This window comes from Catenulispora sp. EB89 (assembly GCF_041261445.1).
Classification (GTDB): domain Bacteria; phylum Actinomycetota; class Actinomycetes; order Streptomycetales; family Catenulisporaceae; genus Catenulispora.
The window spans coordinates 419,906-435,318 of record NZ_JBGCCU010000006.1 but is presented as its reverse complement, the minus strand read 5'-3'; the positions used below and the strand labels follow the sequence as shown (position 1 = coordinate 435,318).

18 protein-coding genes and 2 tRNA genes are annotated in these 15,413 nt (G+C 68.3%); 9 read left to right on the top strand and 11 right to left on the bottom strand.

Translation table 11 applies throughout. The features are described 5' to 3' along the window. The first annotated feature begins 184 nt into the window (after positions 1-184). The 4 genes from ABH920_RS16325 to ABH920_RS16310 all read left to right on the top strand — a co-directional run bounded on the left by ABH920_RS16325 (position 185) and on the right by ABH920_RS16310 (position 3,151). Positions 185-379 carry a hypothetical protein gene (locus tag ABH920_RS16325; RefSeq protein WP_370349824.1) on the top strand — a complete coding sequence of 65 codons (195 nt, stop codon included), beginning with the start codon at positions 185-187 and terminating at the stop codon, positions 377-379. A gap of 158 nt (positions 380-537) precedes the next feature. Next, positions 538-735 (top strand): hypothetical protein, encoded by a 198-nt coding sequence (locus ABH920_RS16320; protein ID WP_370349823.1) that lies wholly within the window; start codon positions 538-540, stop codon positions 733-735. Positions 736-740: 5 nt separating this feature from the next. Next, positions 741-1,028: a hypothetical protein gene (locus tag ABH920_RS16315; RefSeq protein WP_370349822.1), complete on the top strand. Its 288-nt coding sequence runs from the start codon at positions 741-743 to the stop codon at positions 1,026-1,028. 659 nt (positions 1,029-1,687) lie between these two features. Continuing rightward, a complete protein-coding gene (locus ABH920_RS16310; protein WP_370349821.1) occupies positions 1,688-3,151 on the top strand; it encodes a tyrosine-type recombinase/integrase in 1,464 nt (487 codons plus the stop codon). Between the two features lie 191 nt (positions 3,152-3,342). Here ABH920_RS16310 and ABH920_RS16305 read toward each other — a convergent pair. Both ABH920_RS16305 and ABH920_RS16300 read right to left on the bottom strand, forming a co-directional pair. After that, positions 3,343-3,416, bottom strand: a tRNA-Ile gene (locus ABH920_RS16305). 151 nt (positions 3,417-3,567) lie between these two features. After that, positions 3,568-3,640: transfer RNA gene (locus ABH920_RS16300), tRNA-Asn, on the bottom strand. A gap of 193 nt (positions 3,641-3,833) precedes the next feature. On the opposite strand from ABH920_RS16300, the gene ABH920_RS16295 reads away from it, so the two are divergent. Together ABH920_RS16295 and ABH920_RS16290 are read left to right on the top strand one after the other, a co-directional pair. Then, positions 3,834-4,121 (top strand): YtxH domain-containing protein, encoded by a 288-nt coding sequence (locus tag ABH920_RS16295; RefSeq protein WP_370349819.1) that lies wholly within the window; start codon positions 3,834-3,836, stop codon positions 4,119-4,121. A 156-nt stretch (positions 4,122-4,277) separates the two neighbouring features. Further along, positions 4,278-5,018, top strand: coding sequence for an SDR family NAD(P)-dependent oxidoreductase (locus ABH920_RS16290; protein ID WP_370349818.1), 741 nt, complete (start codon positions 4,278-4,280; stop codon positions 5,016-5,018). A gap of 49 nt (positions 5,019-5,067) precedes the next feature. Here the strand turns inward: ABH920_RS16290 and ABH920_RS16285 are convergent, their stop codons facing one another. The 3 genes from ABH920_RS16285 to ABH920_RS16275 form a co-directional block, all read right to left on the bottom strand. Further along, a complete protein-coding gene (locus tag ABH920_RS16285; RefSeq protein ID WP_370349817.1) occupies positions 5,068-5,523 on the bottom strand; it encodes an SAM-dependent methyltransferase in 456 nt (151 codons plus the stop codon). Between the two features lie 121 nt (positions 5,524-5,644). Then, entirely contained in the window at positions 5,645-6,268 is a 624-nt protein-coding gene (locus ABH920_RS16280; protein WP_370349816.1) for a DUF4352 domain-containing protein, read from the bottom strand. 159 nt (positions 6,269-6,427) lie between these two features. Further along, positions 6,428-7,177 carry a GNAT family N-acetyltransferase gene (locus tag ABH920_RS16275; protein WP_370349815.1) on the bottom strand — a complete coding sequence of 250 codons (750 nt, stop codon included), beginning with the start codon at positions 7,175-7,177 and terminating at the stop codon, positions 6,428-6,430. A gap of 75 nt (positions 7,178-7,252) precedes the next feature. Here ABH920_RS16275 and ABH920_RS16270 point away from each other — a divergent pair, with 75 nt between their 5' ends. Further along, positions 7,253-8,125, top strand: coding sequence for a hypothetical protein (locus tag ABH920_RS16270; protein ID WP_370349814.1), 873 nt, complete (start codon positions 7,253-7,255; stop codon positions 8,123-8,125). Here the strand turns inward: ABH920_RS16270 and ABH920_RS16265 are convergent. The 3 genes from ABH920_RS16265 to ABH920_RS16255 all read right to left on the bottom strand — a co-directional run bounded on the left by ABH920_RS16265 (position 8,092) and on the right by ABH920_RS16255 (position 10,301). Then, positions 8,092-8,853, bottom strand: coding sequence for an alpha/beta fold hydrolase (locus ABH920_RS16265; RefSeq protein ID WP_370349813.1), 762 nt, complete (start codon positions 8,851-8,853; stop codon positions 8,092-8,094). The two genes, ABH920_RS16270 and ABH920_RS16265, sit on opposite strands and share 34 nt — an antisense overlap. Positions 8,854-8,945: 92 nt before the next feature. Further along, complete coding sequence (locus tag ABH920_RS16260; protein WP_370349812.1) at positions 8,946-9,323, bottom strand: winged helix-turn-helix transcriptional regulator; 378 nt, start codon at positions 9,321-9,323, stop codon at positions 8,946-8,948. A 90-nt stretch (positions 9,324-9,413) separates the two neighbouring features. Next, positions 9,414-10,301 (bottom strand): NAD-dependent epimerase/dehydratase family protein, encoded by an 888-nt coding sequence (locus tag ABH920_RS16255; protein WP_370349810.1) that lies wholly within the window; start codon positions 10,299-10,301, stop codon positions 9,414-9,416. Positions 10,302-10,442: 141 nt separating this feature from the next. Between ABH920_RS16255 and ABH920_RS16250 the strand changes: the two genes are divergently transcribed. Then, positions 10,443-11,294: a helix-turn-helix transcriptional regulator gene (locus ABH920_RS16250; RefSeq protein WP_370349893.1), complete on the top strand. Its 852-nt coding sequence runs from the start codon at positions 10,443-10,445 to the stop codon at positions 11,292-11,294. Positions 11,295-11,361: 67 nt separating this feature from the next. Continuing rightward, a complete protein-coding gene (locus ABH920_RS16245; protein ID WP_370349809.1) occupies positions 11,362-11,664 on the top strand; it encodes a hypothetical protein in 303 nt (100 codons plus the stop codon). A gap of 82 nt (positions 11,665-11,746) precedes the next feature. On the opposite strand, the gene ABH920_RS16240 is transcribed toward ABH920_RS16245, so the two are convergent. Genes ABH920_RS16240 through ABH920_RS16230 form a run of 3 tightly spaced genes read right to left on the bottom strand, consistent with a single transcriptional unit; the run spans position 11,747 to position 15,310 of the window. Then, positions 11,747-12,241: a GNAT family N-acetyltransferase gene (locus tag ABH920_RS16240; RefSeq protein WP_370349808.1), complete on the bottom strand. Its 495-nt coding sequence runs from the start codon at positions 12,239-12,241 to the stop codon at positions 11,747-11,749. A gap of 52 nt (positions 12,242-12,293) precedes the next feature. Beyond that, a complete protein-coding gene (locus ABH920_RS16235; RefSeq protein ID WP_370349807.1) occupies positions 12,294-13,889 on the bottom strand; it encodes an FMN-binding glutamate synthase family protein in 1,596 nt (531 codons plus the stop codon). 11 nt (positions 13,890-13,900) lie between these two features. Further along, positions 13,901-15,310: a GntP family permease gene (locus ABH920_RS16230; RefSeq protein ID WP_370349806.1), complete on the bottom strand. Its 1,410-nt coding sequence runs from the start codon at positions 15,308-15,310 to the stop codon at positions 13,901-13,903. Positions 15,311-15,413: the final 103 nt, after the last annotated feature.

The following is a 15,413-nucleotide window of genomic DNA, read 5'->3' as shown; positions in this document are numbered from 1 at the left end:
CGCTATCAGCTCAAATCCAAAGAGATTCACTCTTTTGGACCTCTAAGACTTTAAGGGTTCTGAGCTATCGTGAATCTTGGAAACGCGAGAGGGGGCCGGGTTGGCGCCCGACCCCCTCGTTAGACGCTCGACTCGGTGTTACAGCACCGGCCGGGCCAGGACCCCTAACACAGGAGGGAATCCAGTGACCCATTTTGCCATTCCCGACGACGAGTTCCTGCCCTTCGAGGACGAACCCGTCCCCGGTCTCGACGACATGTTGCTCGCTGACGGCCTTGAGCCCCTCGGGCTGTCGCTTGTCGGGAAAGACCTCACCTTCAGCATCGTGGTCTTCGCCGTGGCTGCCGGGATCGATGCCGGAAAGTGGTGGAGCCGGTGAGCGAACCGTTGGCCGTCGTCGCCTTCGGAAACCCCGAAGTCTGAGGCTTCACGCGCACGTCCCCTCGGAGTCGAGTTGGCGCTCGATCCCATCAAGAAACTGCCCGGCCGGTGTTACAGCGTCGGCCGGGCCAGGACACCCCTACACAGGAGGATTTCGTGTCCCAGTTCGTCATGTCCCGGCGCATGTTCGCCGGAGTCGTGGTCATCGTGGCCATGGTGACAAGCCCTTTCGCGGAGCCGCACGAGCCGCGCCGTGTCGTCGCTCTCGGGCGGATTTCGCGACGTGGTGGTCAGATCACCATCTCCGACCGGCTGGTCGGCCTGAATGTGGCTCCGGCCACGGCTGGACGGTGATCGCCGTGTGGGATCTCAACGAGAGCGACCTCGCTCTGGCGTGTATCACCGACGCTGTCTTCTGCTCCGACCTAGAAGCCGGCGCCGTTCTCACCGGCAGTCAGGTGGGTCAGGCGGTCAGCGATGCGTTACGAGCCCATCGTGACTGGAACGGGCTGACCCGGGCGGTCCGTGCGGCGTTCGCGAATGAGCCGGTAGAAGCCGCCTGCCGCGAAGAGTGGTCTCGCAAGGTCGCCGAAGACGTGCTCAACCGCAGAGACGTCCTGCTGGATTGCAGCGCGTTCTCGGCCTAGGCCCGGCTGTCGTCGCTTCAAGCGCTGGTCGCAGGCCTGATTCCGCTTGCACAAGGCGGGCCGCGGCGTGCGGCCAGCGCTGGCACCGAACCACAGTCTTGTTCACGGGAGCACTACAAGTTGCTGCACGTTAGCTGAGGACCGACCCTGGTGTTAGCTGAAACGAACAGTGGCGACCGGATTGGCTTACGCCGTTCATTTGGGATCGATTGCTGTGAGGTCCGCGCCCGCAGCTCGGAACCGCTCCGGTACGGCTCAAGCCCGCCTAGGCCGCCACCCCGGCACTACCCGTGGAGGACTGCGCATGGCCGAGGAGCACACCATCGCCTTGGTCGCTGGACTCAGTTCCCGCCGTCCGGTCTTTCCGATCCCGCGATGAGCCGGCGACTTGCCGCCGGGCTGCGGCCTCACCTCGACACGGTTGATGTCCTCGCGGGTACCCCAGCGTGCACCTGCTCTTCAGCCGTCCAACTCGTCTCGCTCAAGCGCCTGTTGGCTGAGCTCGGCGAGGACGAAGACACTCCACTTCCGCGCTCCACATTCGATGACTGGCTGGCGAAAGGAGCCGCTCCCGTTGGGTTCAAGCTCCCCAACGGCCAGTGGCGATTCCGCCGCGCGGCTGTAGAAGCCTGGCTGACCAGGCTGGAACAGGGTTGTTCTTGAAAGACGTCCGTACGACCTTCAAGGTGAGGGTGTGGGCCAACCGCCCGGTCAAACTCGCCAAAAGGACTCACTATCAGGTCCGTTGGTTCCTCGACGGCCAAGAGTTCAATCAGTCCTTCCCCAACGCCAAGGCCGCGGACAGCCATCGGTCGATGCTGGTCGCTGCCCTTCGCAACGGCGAGGCCTTCGCGTTCGTCACCGGCTTGCCGCTGTCGCACCCCAAGACGGTCGAGGCGCGGACCGAGCCTGCCGTGCAGCAACGGAGCGCTTTCGACCTGGCTACCGCCTTCGTCGACCGTAAATGGCGCGACGCTGCGGCTGCCTATCGGGTGGATATCGCGAAGGCGATGACGGCATTCACCGCTGCGATGCTCACCGAAACACCATCTGCGCGCATCAGTGGCACGAAGCTGCGCGCGGCTTTGAGGAACTGGCAGTTCGCCGTCACTCAGCGAAAGGCGATGCCGGCAGATGTCGCTGTGATCGTCGAGTGGGTGAGTGGACGTACTCGGCCCGTTGCCGACCTGGAAGACGCAAACACCTTCGAAGACGTTTTCTCGAAGATTGTTCGCAAGCTCGATGGCAAGCCGATGGCGGAGTCGTCCTACAAGCGCTATCGGGCGATCATGAACAACTTCCTCGCCTACTGCGTCCGCTTCAAGCAGTTGGAGGTCAACCCGCTGACGGCAATGGAGATCTCCGACACCAAAGCGAGCCCGCCGACCAAGGCGATCATCCCGGTCGACAGGAGGCGCCTCACAGACCAGGCGACGGCCGAAGCACTTCTGGCCGCCGTGGGCCGCACCAGTCGCAACGGCCGGGTGCTGGAACTGGCGATGGAGGTGATGTACCGGGCGGGGCCGCGCCCGGAGGAGATCGTGGCTATGGAAGTCGGCGACTTCGTGGGTGCCAAGACAGGCGGGGGATGGGGCGAACTCGTCCTCTATGAGGCGGCTCCCGAAACTGCCAAGCGCTGGACTGATGACGGCACGCGCCGTCAGCGTCGCGGGTTGAAGGGCAGGGCTCGCAGCGAGAGCCGTCGCGTGCCCGTGCACCCGGTTCTTGAGCAGAAGCTCTCCGCCTACATCGCCGAGAAGGAGCTCAAGCCGGGGACCCGCATGTTCAGTGGGCAGCGGGGCGGCGAACTCGCCTACTCCGTGCTCGACAAGGCCCTCAAGAGAGCGCGGCAGGCGGTTCTCAGTGAGGAGCAAGTCGCCTCGGCGCTGGCCAAGACGTTGTACGACTGGCGCCACCTGTGCCTGACCAACTGGCTCAACCGTGGCATCCCGCCGGCGAACGTCGCCCAATGGGCGGGCAGCTCTGTGCCGGTACTGCTCGCAACCTACGTGAACGTCATCGACAACGAGGCGGTGCTGCGCGGCCTGCTTGACCGGATGTACGACCTGCCGGTCGACGCGGAGGTCCTACGGGACGTGAGCGGAGATCAAGATGACGGTTGACCTGGGAGGCCGTTCAAGATCTTTTGCCGCGTATTTGCCGCGGCCAGCCGTAAACGGCCGTGAAAAGTCGGGTAGAGCCGGGTAGCGCGTGCTGGACGAGTCTCACTCAAAGTCAACAGCTTGAGCTGAATAGAACGGCCCTGACCTGGTCATTCCCTGGTCAGGGCCACATGTTTTCATTAAGTTAGGAGTGGGGCGTGAGGGACTCGAACCCACGACCAAGGGATTATGAGTCCCCTGCTCTAACCAGCTGAGCTAACGCCCCAAATGGGAAGTGTCTCGCCGCTCACGACGATGGTGGGCATCTGCCCGGCGCCGCGGCGGATCAACCCTCCCCTGTGATCGACTCCCCCTACTGACGGCAAACGTCTCCGGGTCGCGTGGGTTTCCACGTGAGCGGAGACGTTCGTCGTGCGCTCCTGCAATAGGACTCGAACCTATAACCTGCCGGTTAACAGCCGGCTGCTCTGCCAATTGAGCTATGCAGGATCGTTCTTGTCCGTCGGTCCTTGGCGCTTGGCGCGGTTCCGGTCCGGCGGTGCGTGACTAGGTTAGCGCATCCTGGGGGGAGATCCGCAATCCGCTTTGTTCGGCAGGTCGGGGCGGGTGTGGGAACTCTGGTGGGTCGCCCGTCCGTCGTAAGGTCCGTTCGTCGGATCGGGTCGGGGGTATTGGGGTTGCCATGAAGGCTGGGACGAAGATGACGTTGGCCGCCGGGCTCGGGGCCGGGTATGTGCTTGGCACGCGTGCCGGGCGCGAGCAGTACGAGAAGATGCGGACGGCGGTGCGCAAGGTCGCCGATGCGCCGGCGGTGCGGCAGACCGCGAACGTGATCCAGGTGCAGGCGTTCGAGATCACGCGGAACACCGCTTCCAAGGGGCGTGAGGCGGTCGGGCACGTGGTGGAGACGGTGCGGCATCGCGGGGATGGGGACGGTGGTGACCCCGGCGCCCCGGATGACCTGCGGTAGCGGGCTCTAGGGCAGGCGGCGAGCGCGGCCGAGCAGACTGTGGCCGGGCGGCGATGTCGTATGCGCGAAACCGCACCGCTTGACTCTCACACTGATGGCAAGGATCGATCCTTTCGTCACGGGCCCACACCGGACCCGTGACGAAAGGAACCGATGATGAACGACCTGGCCGGAACCGTAGCCCTGGTCACCGGCGGGAGCCGCGGGATCGGCGCCGCGATCGCCCGCAAGCTGGCCGCGCAGGGCGCCGCGGTCGCGCTGACCTACGTGCAGGCCGCTGAGCAGGCGGAGAAGGTGGTCGCGCAGATCCAGGCCGACGGCGGCCGGGCCGTCGCGATCCGCGCCGACCTGAGCGCGCCGGATGCCGCCGCCCGAGTTGTCGAACAGACCGTTCGGGACCTCGGCGGCCTCGACATCTTGGTCAACAACGCCGGCTTCCTCACCTACGGCCCGCTGGACCAGGTCACGGAGACGGAGCTGGACCGCGTGCTCGCCGTCGACGTCCGCTCCGTCTTCCTGATCTCCCAGGCCGCCGCCCGCCGCATGCGTGAAGGCGGCCGGGTGATCAGCATCGGGTCGTGCTTCAACGGCCGCGTGCCCGGCGAGAACTTCGTCCTGCAGGCGATGGCCAAATCGGCGCTCGTCGGCCTGACCAAGGGCCTGGCCCGCGAGCTCGGGCCGCGCGGGATCACCGCCACGATCGTCGATCCGGGCCCGATCGACACCGACATGAACCCGGCCGACGGCGACAGTGCCGACTTCCAGCGTTCGCTGACCGCCCTCGGCCGTTACGGCGCCGCCGAGGACATCGCGAACGCCGTCGCGTTCCTGGCCGGGCCCGGCGGACGCTACATTACCGGCACCGCCCTGGCCGTGGACGGCGGCTACACGGTCTGAACGCGGCGGAAGGGGGCGGGCAAACCGAAGGTCAGGAAGTTCGGGAAGCTCAGTAGTACTCGCGCATCAGCTCGGTCGCCCACTCCGGCTGCGTCACGTCGCCGATCGGCCCGAACTCCACCATGTACGGCTTCACATCGAGCACCGGCGTCCCGTCCACCGCGTCGAGCCCGGCGACGTGCATCTCGAGCCCGTCGACCCGCACCAGCCGGCAGCGCGAGACCCCGATCCGGTTCGGCCGGTTCTTCCCGCGTTGCGCGAAGATCCCGACCAGCGGCCACTCCGTGTTGTTCCGCGGATGCCGGGCCCCGGTCTGCACCTTGTCCGGGTCCACCAGGTGGAACTGGTAGACGACCTCCACGTGCGAGAACGCGTCCAGCCCGGCCAGCGCCTCGGGTACGAAGCGCTCGTCGAGCCGGATGACGGCCTGCTCGCCGCCCCAGTCGTCGTCACGGGGCTCGGTACGGCCGCCGACCACTTGGCCGATCGGGATGATGTTGGTCATGCGGCCCAGGATAGGCAAGCCCGGCGCGGAGGGCGGCCTCCGGGTCCGGCGGAGGGCACCTCGCCGGACCCGGCCGATCTCACATACGCGGCGTCAGTTGGCCGCGCTCACCGGGCCGCCGTCACTTGCTCAGCGAGATCGACGGCGGGTTCTGGCTGGCATGCCACATGTTCCCCTTGAAGATGAGCCGGAACGGGCCGCCGTTCTGCGGAAGGTCGAAGACCACCTCGCCGCGCGCCGTCTCGCCGGGCTTCACCTCGTGGTCCTGGAACAGCTTCCCCGCCGGCAGCGTGTCACCGGGCACGACCGACGTCAGATGCGAGGCGTTGGCGTTGTCCCGCAGGTCGAAGGCGCCGATGGTGTCGAACATCGACTGTGCCCCGCTGACGTTGGTGACCGTGAAGTCCATCATCAGCCAGCTCCGGGTGGGCGCCGGCGTGAACTGCGCACCGGCCGGCGGGTTCCAGGGCATCGTGATGGAGTTGATTTTGAGCGTGAAGCCGCCCTCGGTGACGGTGTCGGTCAGCTTGTAGAGCTTGCCCGGCGCGCTGGCCGACGTCGAGCTGTCCGACGGCGGCTGGTCGACGGACGAAGCCGAGTCCGCCGGCGAAGCCGATGACGAGCTCGACACCGCGGACGGCGAATCAGTACCCGAAGTCACGGAAACCGGCGGCGAACTGATCGCCCCCGAATCCGCCGCCTGCCCGGCGGTCACCCCCTGCGAGGCGCACCCCGCAGCCGCCAACGACACCACTCCCACTGCGAGCAAAACGCGGACGGGCAGGCTGGAACGCCGAGAACGCAAAGACATTACTTCCCCCATGTCTGAAATCACCCCTGTGCGCGGCCCCCTCCCGAGGACGCGCGCACGCAAGGTTAGCGGGCCGCAGCGCCTCCTGCCAGGTCAACCCCGGGGCGCGAGATGCAGCCACCACGTGATGCCCGCGCCGATCTGACGGAAGCCGCAGGACTCGTACAGCAGCTTCCCCTGCGGCGTCGCGTTCAGCACCGCGTGGCGCGCCCCGGCGTCCGCAGCAGCCGCCACCACCGCGCGTAGCAGTCCACTGCCAAGCCCTCGCCGCTGGAACGCCGGCCACACCTCCATGTCGAACACGCCGGCCGTCTCGCCGGCCGTCCCACCAGCGGCCCCACCCTGCGCCCCACCGCCCAGATGCGACCACGCACGACCCGCGAACCGGCCGCTCGGGTGGTTGTAGGCGGCGGCGTACCACGTGTGCTGAGGACGCACACGGGTCATCAACAAGGTCTTCCGGTAATCCGCGTACTCGCCGGTGTAATCGAGCGTGTCCTGCTGAAGCTCGATCCGCGGGTCGTCGGCGGCACCGACATCGGCCACCGCAGCCGTCATCCACCAGGGCTCCCACCCGCGCTCGAACCCCGCAGCCGCCAACGCCGACGCGTCGACCTCCGCCCCCAGCCACGCCCCGATGATCCGCACGCCGGTATCCCGAGCCCGCTCCACGCCCCGCAGGACGGCGTCGGCGGGAAGTCGTTGCGGGAACATCAGGCTTTGCTCGTCGCCCTCACGGACCCACGTCAACGGTCCATCGGTCCAGCTCTGCCCGCCGAGAACCTCGGCGCGGCACGTGAACCAGCAGGTCTGAGCGACTTCGCAGTCCTCGACGGTCGGCATACCGCCACCGTAACAACCGTCGCCCGGCGCGCGTCGAACATCACGCAGGAGGAACCGAGCCGGAAGAGGAGACCCGTGCGCGACGATCTGCCTCAAGCCATGCGGGAGACCGCGCGCCGGTTGGAACCGGACGTCGTGCGGCTCGCCGCCGGCGGCGTCACGCGCGGGACGCGGATGCGGCGCCTGCAGCGGGGCGTCCAGGTGCTGGGTTCGGCGCTGGCTGTGACGGTCGTGTTCGCGGGGGTGGTGCTCTTCGGGCCGCATCGGACGAGCGGTGCCGGTGCCGGTGGTACGCCGACAGCCGGCACGCCGACGACCAGCCTGGCGACGGCCACGCCGTCGACGACCAACCTGCCCGGCACCCCGGACGCCGGCGCCCCAACCTCCACCGGCGCTCCACAGACACAGACACAGACGCAGACACAGATCACCGGCAACGAGCTCATCAGCACCCTGAAATACAGCCTCCAAGGCACCGGCGTCACCGGCAGCTCCTACCTGGCCCGCGGCAGCGACTTCACCGCCCCCGTGAACGTGATGCCCCTGGACATGATCGTGGTCAGCGCACGCCTTTCCACCCAGCTCGGCATCGGATCCATCGTCATCGTCGTCTCCGGCCACCCGGACGCCGCCTCCGAGTCCGGCGTACCGCAGGCCGTCGGCGGCGGTTCGACCGTGTACGTCAGCCAGATCTCCGCCGGCACCGACGGCCCCCAATCCGACCACACCACCCTCGACGTGACGCTGGTTCGCGCCGACGGCTCAAGCCTGTCCGCCATCGAGACCAACTCCCTGAACGACAAGAGCCCCGCGGCGCCCGGCGCCCCGCTGCTCCTGACCTCGGATCAGGTCACCACGCTGCTGGAGAGCCCGGCCTGGGACGCCGCCAGCGCCGCTGCCGAAGCACTTCCCGCTCAGCAGCCGACTTCTGCGACGTCCTCCCCGTGACCCGCCGAGAACTCGTTGACGAGGCGGACGACGTTATCCGCCTGTTCGTAGAGCAGGGCGTGACCCGAGTCCAGCACCTCGGTCCGGACATCGGGGATGAGCGCCTCGACAGCAGCAGTCTGATAAGCCGGGATGACGTAGTCCTGGCTTCCCCTGACGATCAGGGTCGGCGCGGTGACATTCGGCAGGTCGGCCACCAGATCGGCTTGTCCGGCCAGCCGGATGCGGGACAGGGTGCCCGCCGGCGCCGGCTGCCGGACCATCGCGTCGAGGTCTTCGCGGGGGATCGCCGCCATCTTCGCCGGGCTGATCGACAGGCTGAGCGCGAAGCGTGCCGCCTCCTCCGGGGCGGTGGCCTGCAAGCGGCCCCAGGTGCTGAAGACGAAGTCGTGGCGGGGATCGGAGGCGTCCGCCCACGGCGCGATCAGCACCAGGCTCCGAACGAGGCCCGGGTGCCGAGCCGCCGCGGCGGCCGCGACGACCGATCCGAGGGAATCGCCCACGAGGTCGACAGCCGTGTCGGTGGCCGACCGGATTTGTGCGACGACCCGGTCGACCACTCCGCTCAGGTTCTGATCGGCGTTTCCGGGACGCTTGTCCGCCGAATAGTCGGGGCAAATGACCTGCGAATGATTGGCGAAGCGAGAAATGACATGACCGAAATTGGACGGCGCGTCGAGACTCGTACCGTGGATGAGGACAAGTACACGCTTCGGTGCGTCGGGCATATCGGGGTTGGTCCAATTATGCATGGAAGGACTCCTGTCGGTGAATTCCCTTCACCGTAAGGAGAGCCCGACACGGTCACAAGAAGGCACCTTCAGGTACCCTCCCCAAGGCGCGCTTGCCGCGCCGCCTCCACCTCGGGAAGATGCTCCTCCGCCCACACCTTCACGGCCTGCACGATCGGCAGGAGAGTCTGTCCCAGCGGGGTCAAGTCGTACTGCGAGTTCCGTACCCCGCCCTCGACACTGCGTGTGGCGGACACGATCCCGTCGTTTTCCAGGCGGCGCAGAGCCTCGGTCAGAACTTTCGGTGTGATGCCCTCGATACGGCGCAAAAGTTCGCGATAACCGGATGGTTCCTTCGCCAGCGCGACAAGGATCAGAGGTACCCATCGACCGCTGATGGTGTCGAAAACCGTCCGGGTAGGGCAGTCTTCGAAAAAGGCATCCCCATAGGATTTCGGGCGACTCACAGCTTGCGATCCTTGTATTCCACGGCGATCAGATAGCGATCAGGGGCAACTCATCGAGATGAGTTGCCCCTCATTTTAGTCGTACCGCTTTCACATGGCCCCGGCGTCCACGGCCTGCCACATCGTCGGGTACAGCGGCCGGTACCCGAGCACCCGCCGCGCCTTGCCGTTCTGCACGATGCCGAACCACGGCTCGGTCACGTCCCGCTCGGCCATCTCCGGCGTCAGCTCGCGCCCCACGTAGCGGTAGATCTCCGCGAGCGTCGCTGCGGAGTCGTCGGCGATGTTGAACACCTCGCCGCTCAGGCCTTCGGCGCGCAGCGCGAGCAGTACGCCCTGCGCCACGTCGGCGTGGTGCACCATCTGCAGGCGGCGGGAGGAGTGCCAGTCCAGCGGGCGCTGCATGAACTCCTCGATGTGCGGGTCGCCGTCGCCGTAGACGAAGGCCAGACGTACCACCCGGAGGTCGAGACCGCGCCGGATCCGCAGGTCCTGCAACGACTTCTCGGCGGCGACCTTCGACTCCGGGTACGGGCCGCCCCACGCGATCGGCCCGAGTTCGGTCTGCTCGTCCTGCGGGGCGTGGTGGCCGGCTCCGTAGACCAGGTTCGTGCTGGCGAACACGAAGCGGGTCACGCCGGCGTCCAGCGCGGCCTCGGCCAGCGCCGTCGTCGCGTCGGTGTTCACCGCGGTGGCGCGCTCCGGGGTCGGGGCGTCGCGGAAGGTGGCCGCGAGGTGGATCACCGCGGAGGTGCCGTCGACGACGTCCTTGAAGCCGGCGGCGTCCAGCGTCGCGAGGTCGCCGACGACGAGCTCGGCGCCGGCCGCGCGCAGCCGCAGCGCGGCCTCCGACTCCGGGTCGCGGACCAGGGCGCGGACCGCGTCGCCCTGGGACAGCACGCGCGGGATCAGCCGGCTGCCGACCTTCCCGGTGCCGCCGGTGATCAGGACGGGCTTGGCGGAAGTGGTGGTGGTCATGAGGTTCGTCTCCTTCGGGCGACTTCTGATGTCCAGAGCGTTGCCGCAGGTCGGAGGCGGTGTGCAGAGACCCGCTCATCCTGGGACTCGCGATCCCTGGATAGCTCGCGGCGGGTGCGCGATGCTGGAGGGGTGCTCAAGATCGATCGCCCCGAACTCGCCGCCTTCCTGCGCACCCGCCGTGAGCGGCTGCGTCCGGAGGACCTCGGTCTGCCCGCGAGCAGCCGCCGCCGGACCGCCGGCCTGCGGCGCGAGGAGGTCGCGATGGCCGCGGGCATGTCAGTGGACTACTACATCCGGCTGGAGCAGGCGCGCGGGCCGCAGCCCTCGGCGCAGCTGCTCGGTGCGCTCTCCCGCGCGCTGCGGCTGACCCGCGACGAGCACGACCACCTGTTCCACCTGTCCGGCGTGATGCCCGAGAACGACAGCTTCGTGCCGACCGACCACGTCCGCCCGGGCGTGCTGCACCTGCTGGACAAGCTGGACGACACCCCGGCCCTGGTGTGCAGCGACCGCGGCGACATGCTGGCCTGGAACGCGATGCAGGCCGCCCTGATGGGCGATCCCGGCCGCTTCCCGGTCGAGCAGCGCAACATCGCCTGGCAGCACTTCTGCAACCCGGAGGCCGCGCAGTTCTTCCTGCCCGAGGACTTCGTCCGCAACGGCGAGCACACCGTCGCCGATCTGCGCGCCGGGCTCGCGGCCCGGCCCGACGACGCCCGGCTGCGGGTCCTCGTTGAGGAACTCAAGGCGCGCAGTCAGCGATTCGCGGACCTGTGGGAGCGGCACGACGTCGCGCGGCGCCGCTCGGACCACAAGACCGTGCTGCACCCGGTCGTCGGCCGCATCGACCTGGACTGCGAGGTCATGCTGTCGCCGGAGCACGACCAGCGCCTGATCATCCACTCGGCGCGGGCCGGGACGCCGGCGCAGCAGGCGCTGCAACTGCTCAGGGTGATCGGCACGCAGCGCATGGCCGAGGTGGATACGTAGTCAAAATACGTCGCGAAACGGAGGAGACGCTCCCGCGCGCGGGTGTCCCCCCGATACGGTTGTCAGCATGTTGGCGAGGGCAACGAAGGTCGGACTGGTCGTCGGTGTGGTGCTGGTGATCGTGGCGGCGTACTCGATGTACAAGGGCTCGAACACCACTCCGACCTGCGACGGCCGGCAGATGACCGCGACGGACCGGTGCATCACGCACTATGCCGACGGCCACACCGTCACCGAGGACTACGCGCAGGCCAAGCACTACGACAATGCGGGCCTGGCCTGGGTGCTGCTGATCGCCGGCGTCGCGATCGGGGCGGCGTCGGCCGCGGGCTGGCAGCGGCGGCGCGGGTTCCGGCTGCGCGAGGCGTGAGGGCGTCGGCCGTCAGGCGCCAGGCATCGGGCGTCGGGCGTCGGGCGTCGCGCGTGAGGCGTCAGGCGTCAGGCGTCAGGCTCTACTTCCCGGGCCGGTCCAGCGCGTAAACCGTGCAAGGCATCCCCAGCACCTCGTCCTCCCGGCGCGCCGTGAACCCGAGCCGTTCGGCGACCGCGATCGACGCCTGGTTGCCGGGGGCGATCATCGCAGTGATCTGATCGAGCTCGAGCTTGCCGAAACCCCACTCCAGCACGGCCCGCGCGGCCTCGGTCGCGTACCCCTTGCCCCAGTGCTCGCGCCGGAACGTCCACCCGATCTCGGTCTCGCCGAACTCCTCCCACCAGTTGAGTCCGGACCGGCCGATCGCCTCGCCGCCGTCCAGCAGCTCCACGACGCACAGGCCGTAGCCACGCGCGGCCCAGCTGTCCGAGATACGGCGGAGCCGGTCCTCGGCGCGCTCCTCGGTGTACGCGCCGACGAACCTGTTGACCTCCGGATCGGCGTGCAGGTCGACCCAGAAGTGGACGTCTTCCATGGTCGCGGGGCGCAGCCGCAGGCGCTCAGTGGTGATCATCACACCACTCTAGGCCGGACGGTGATCAAGCCGGCGTCGGGTTCCCGACGCGCTAGGCCTTTTTCACCCCCACCGCCCGGAACGTGTCCGGATCGGCGGCCTGCCAGTCCTCGTCCCAGCCCGGGACCGGCTCGGCGAGCAGTTCGCCCGGCCGCAGGTAGTGGTAGAGCTCTGCGTACGTGCTCGTCTTGCGCTGGCTCACGCGCCGCTGCACCATCTCCGGCCGCAGCTCGTGCGGGCCGCTCAGGCCCATCGCGGCGATGAGCTGCTGCGCCTCGGCGACCGTCGCGGACTGGAAGCGCTGCACGCGCAGCGCCTTGTCCGGCACGTCCAGGGCCCGGTAGCGCTTCGGGTCCTGGGTCGCGACGCCGACCGGGCAGTGGTTGGTGTGGCACTTCTGCGCCTGGATGCAGCCGACGGCCATCATCATGGCGCGCGCGGCGTTGGTGTAGTCGGCGCCCTGGGCGATGCGCTTCACGATGTCGGTCCCGCGCGCGATCTTGCCGCTGGCGCCGATCCGGATCCGGTCCCGCAGCCCCACGCCGACCAGCGCGTTGTGCACCGTCAGCAGGCCGTGGGTGAGCGGCGTCCCGACGTTGTCCTCGAACTCCAGCGGCGCCGCGCCGGTGCCGCCTTCGGAGCCGTCGACCACGATGAAGTCCGGCGTCACGCCCTCGGCCAGCATCGCCTTGCAGACGGCCAGGAACTCGCGCCGCGAGCCCACGCACAGCTTGAAGCCGGTGGGCTTGCCGCCGGACAGCTCCCGCATCTTCGCGATGAACAGCACGAGCTCGCGCGGCGTGCTGAAGACCTTGTGCGACGGCGGGCTGATGACCGTGACGCCCGCCGGGACGCCGCGGATGTCGGCGATCTGCCGCGTCACCTTCGGCCCCGGCAGCACGCCGCCGAGCCCAGGCTTCGCGCCCTGGCTCAGCTTCAGCTCCACGCACTTGATCTGCGGGTCGGCGGCCTTGTCGCGGAACTTGTCGGGGTCGAAGTTCCCGTCGGCGGTCCGCGCGCCGAAGTAGCCGGACCCGATCTCCCAGACCAGGTCGCCGCCGCCCTCGCGGTGGTACGGCGAGATGCCGCCCTCGCCGGTGTCGTGGGCGAAGCCGCCGGCCTTGGCACCCTTGTTCAACGCCAGGATCGCGTTGGCGGACAAGGCGCCGAAGCTCATCGCCGAGACGTTCAGCAGCGCCATCTCATACGGATGCCTGCAATCCGGGCCGCCTACGAGCACGCGCGGCTGCTCCGGTGTCGGCTGCAACGGCGACATCGAGTGCTCCAAGAACTCGTAGCCCGAGGACTCGACGTCCAGCTCGGTCCCGAACGCCTGGTCGCCGTGGATGCCCTTGGCCCGCTCGTAGACCACCGAGCGGGTGTCGCGGTCGAAGGGACGCCCGCCGGTGTTCGTCTCGATGAAGTACTGCTGGATCTCGGGGCGTATGTACTCCATCATGAAGCGCGCGTGGCCCAGGACCGGGAAGTTGCGCAGGATGGAGCGCCGCGGCTGCAGCACGTCGGAGATCCCGAGCGCCAGCAGGAGGGCGAGCGGGATCAGGGCGAAAAGCCAAAAGGGCGAAACAGACACTGCCCACGCCGAAAGCAGCGTGAGCAGCGCCAAAACCGGCAGCATGAGCAGTCCCATGCCGCCGCACACTAGTGCACGAAGGTTCCGAGGATCAGGATGACCACGATGGATACGGTCGACAGGATCGTCTCCATCGCGGACCACGACTTGAACGTCTGCTTGACGTCCATGCCGAAAAACTCCTTAACCAGCCAGAAACCGGCGTCGTTGACGTGCGACAGGAACAGCGAGCCGGAGCCCACGGCCAGCGCCAGCAGCGCGGTGGAGGTGTTCGTGTGGCTCGCCGCGATCGGCGCGATGATGCCGGAGGCGGTGACGGTCGCCACCGTCGCCGATCCCGTGGCCAGCCGGATACCGACCGCGATCAGCCAGGCGAGCAGCAGCAGCGACAGGTGCGAGTTGTTCGCGGCCTTGCCGATCGAGTCGGCGATGCCGGTGCCGACCAGCATCTGCTTGAAGCCGCCGCCGGCGCCGATGATCAGCAGGATGCCCGCGATCGGGCCGAGCGCGGCGCCCATGACGTCGGAGGCCTTGCGGCCGAAGCCGAAGGCGAACACGGCGTAGACCACGCCGACGATCATCGCCATGATCGGGTCGCCGACGAAGTCCATCACCTTGTGCAGCTCGGAGGTCGGGCTGCTGTCGGCGATGTCGACCACCGTCTTGACCAGCATGATGGCCACCGGCAGGAGGATCACCGAGAGGGTGGTGAGCACCGAGGGGGTCTTGCCGTCGGTCCGCTCGGTCGTCGTGTACTGCGCCGCCAGGGTCTCCGGCGGGTGCGGGTGCACGCGCTTGGAGATCCAGGTGCCGTAGAGCGGGCCGCCGATGATCGCGGTCGGGATCGCGACGATGACGCCGAACAGCAGCGTGGTGCCGAGGTCCGCGTGCAGGGCGTTGATCGCCACCAGCGGCCCGGGGTGCGGCGGGATCAGGCCGTGCAGGATCGACAGGCCGGCCAGCGCCGGGATGCCCACGCGCAGGATCGAGCCGCCGGTGCGCTTCCAGACCAGGTAGATGATCGGGACCATCAGGACCAGGCCGACCTCGAAGAACATCGGGATGCCGACGACCATCGCGGCCACCACCATCGCCCACGGCGCGCGCTTCTCGCCGACCCGGTCGACGATCGCGCCGACCAGCCGGTCGGCGCCGCCGGAGTCGACCAGCATCTTGCCGAGCATGGCGCCCAGGGCCACGATCACGCCGACGTTGCCCAGGACGCCGCCGACGCCGGTCTCGGTGGTCGACAGGAGCTTGTCGACCGGGATGCCGCCGGCGATGCCGACGAACAGGCCGCCGATGAGCAGGGCGAGGAAGGGGTGGATCTTCGTCACCGCGGTCATCAGGACGACCAGGGCGATGCCGGCCAGGGCGACGAGGATCAGGCGGGTGTCGTGGCCGGTCCAGGCGGTGGATTTGGCGGTTTTGGCGGCGGCTTCGGCGAGGGCCGGGTGGGCCGCTATCGCTGCGATCATGCGCCGGCCTCCTTGTCGGCGTTGCCGGCGGTGTCGGCCGTGTTGGCCGTGGCGACCGTGTCGGCGTTGCCAGCCGCGGTGTCGTGGTGCGCTGCGCCGGGCT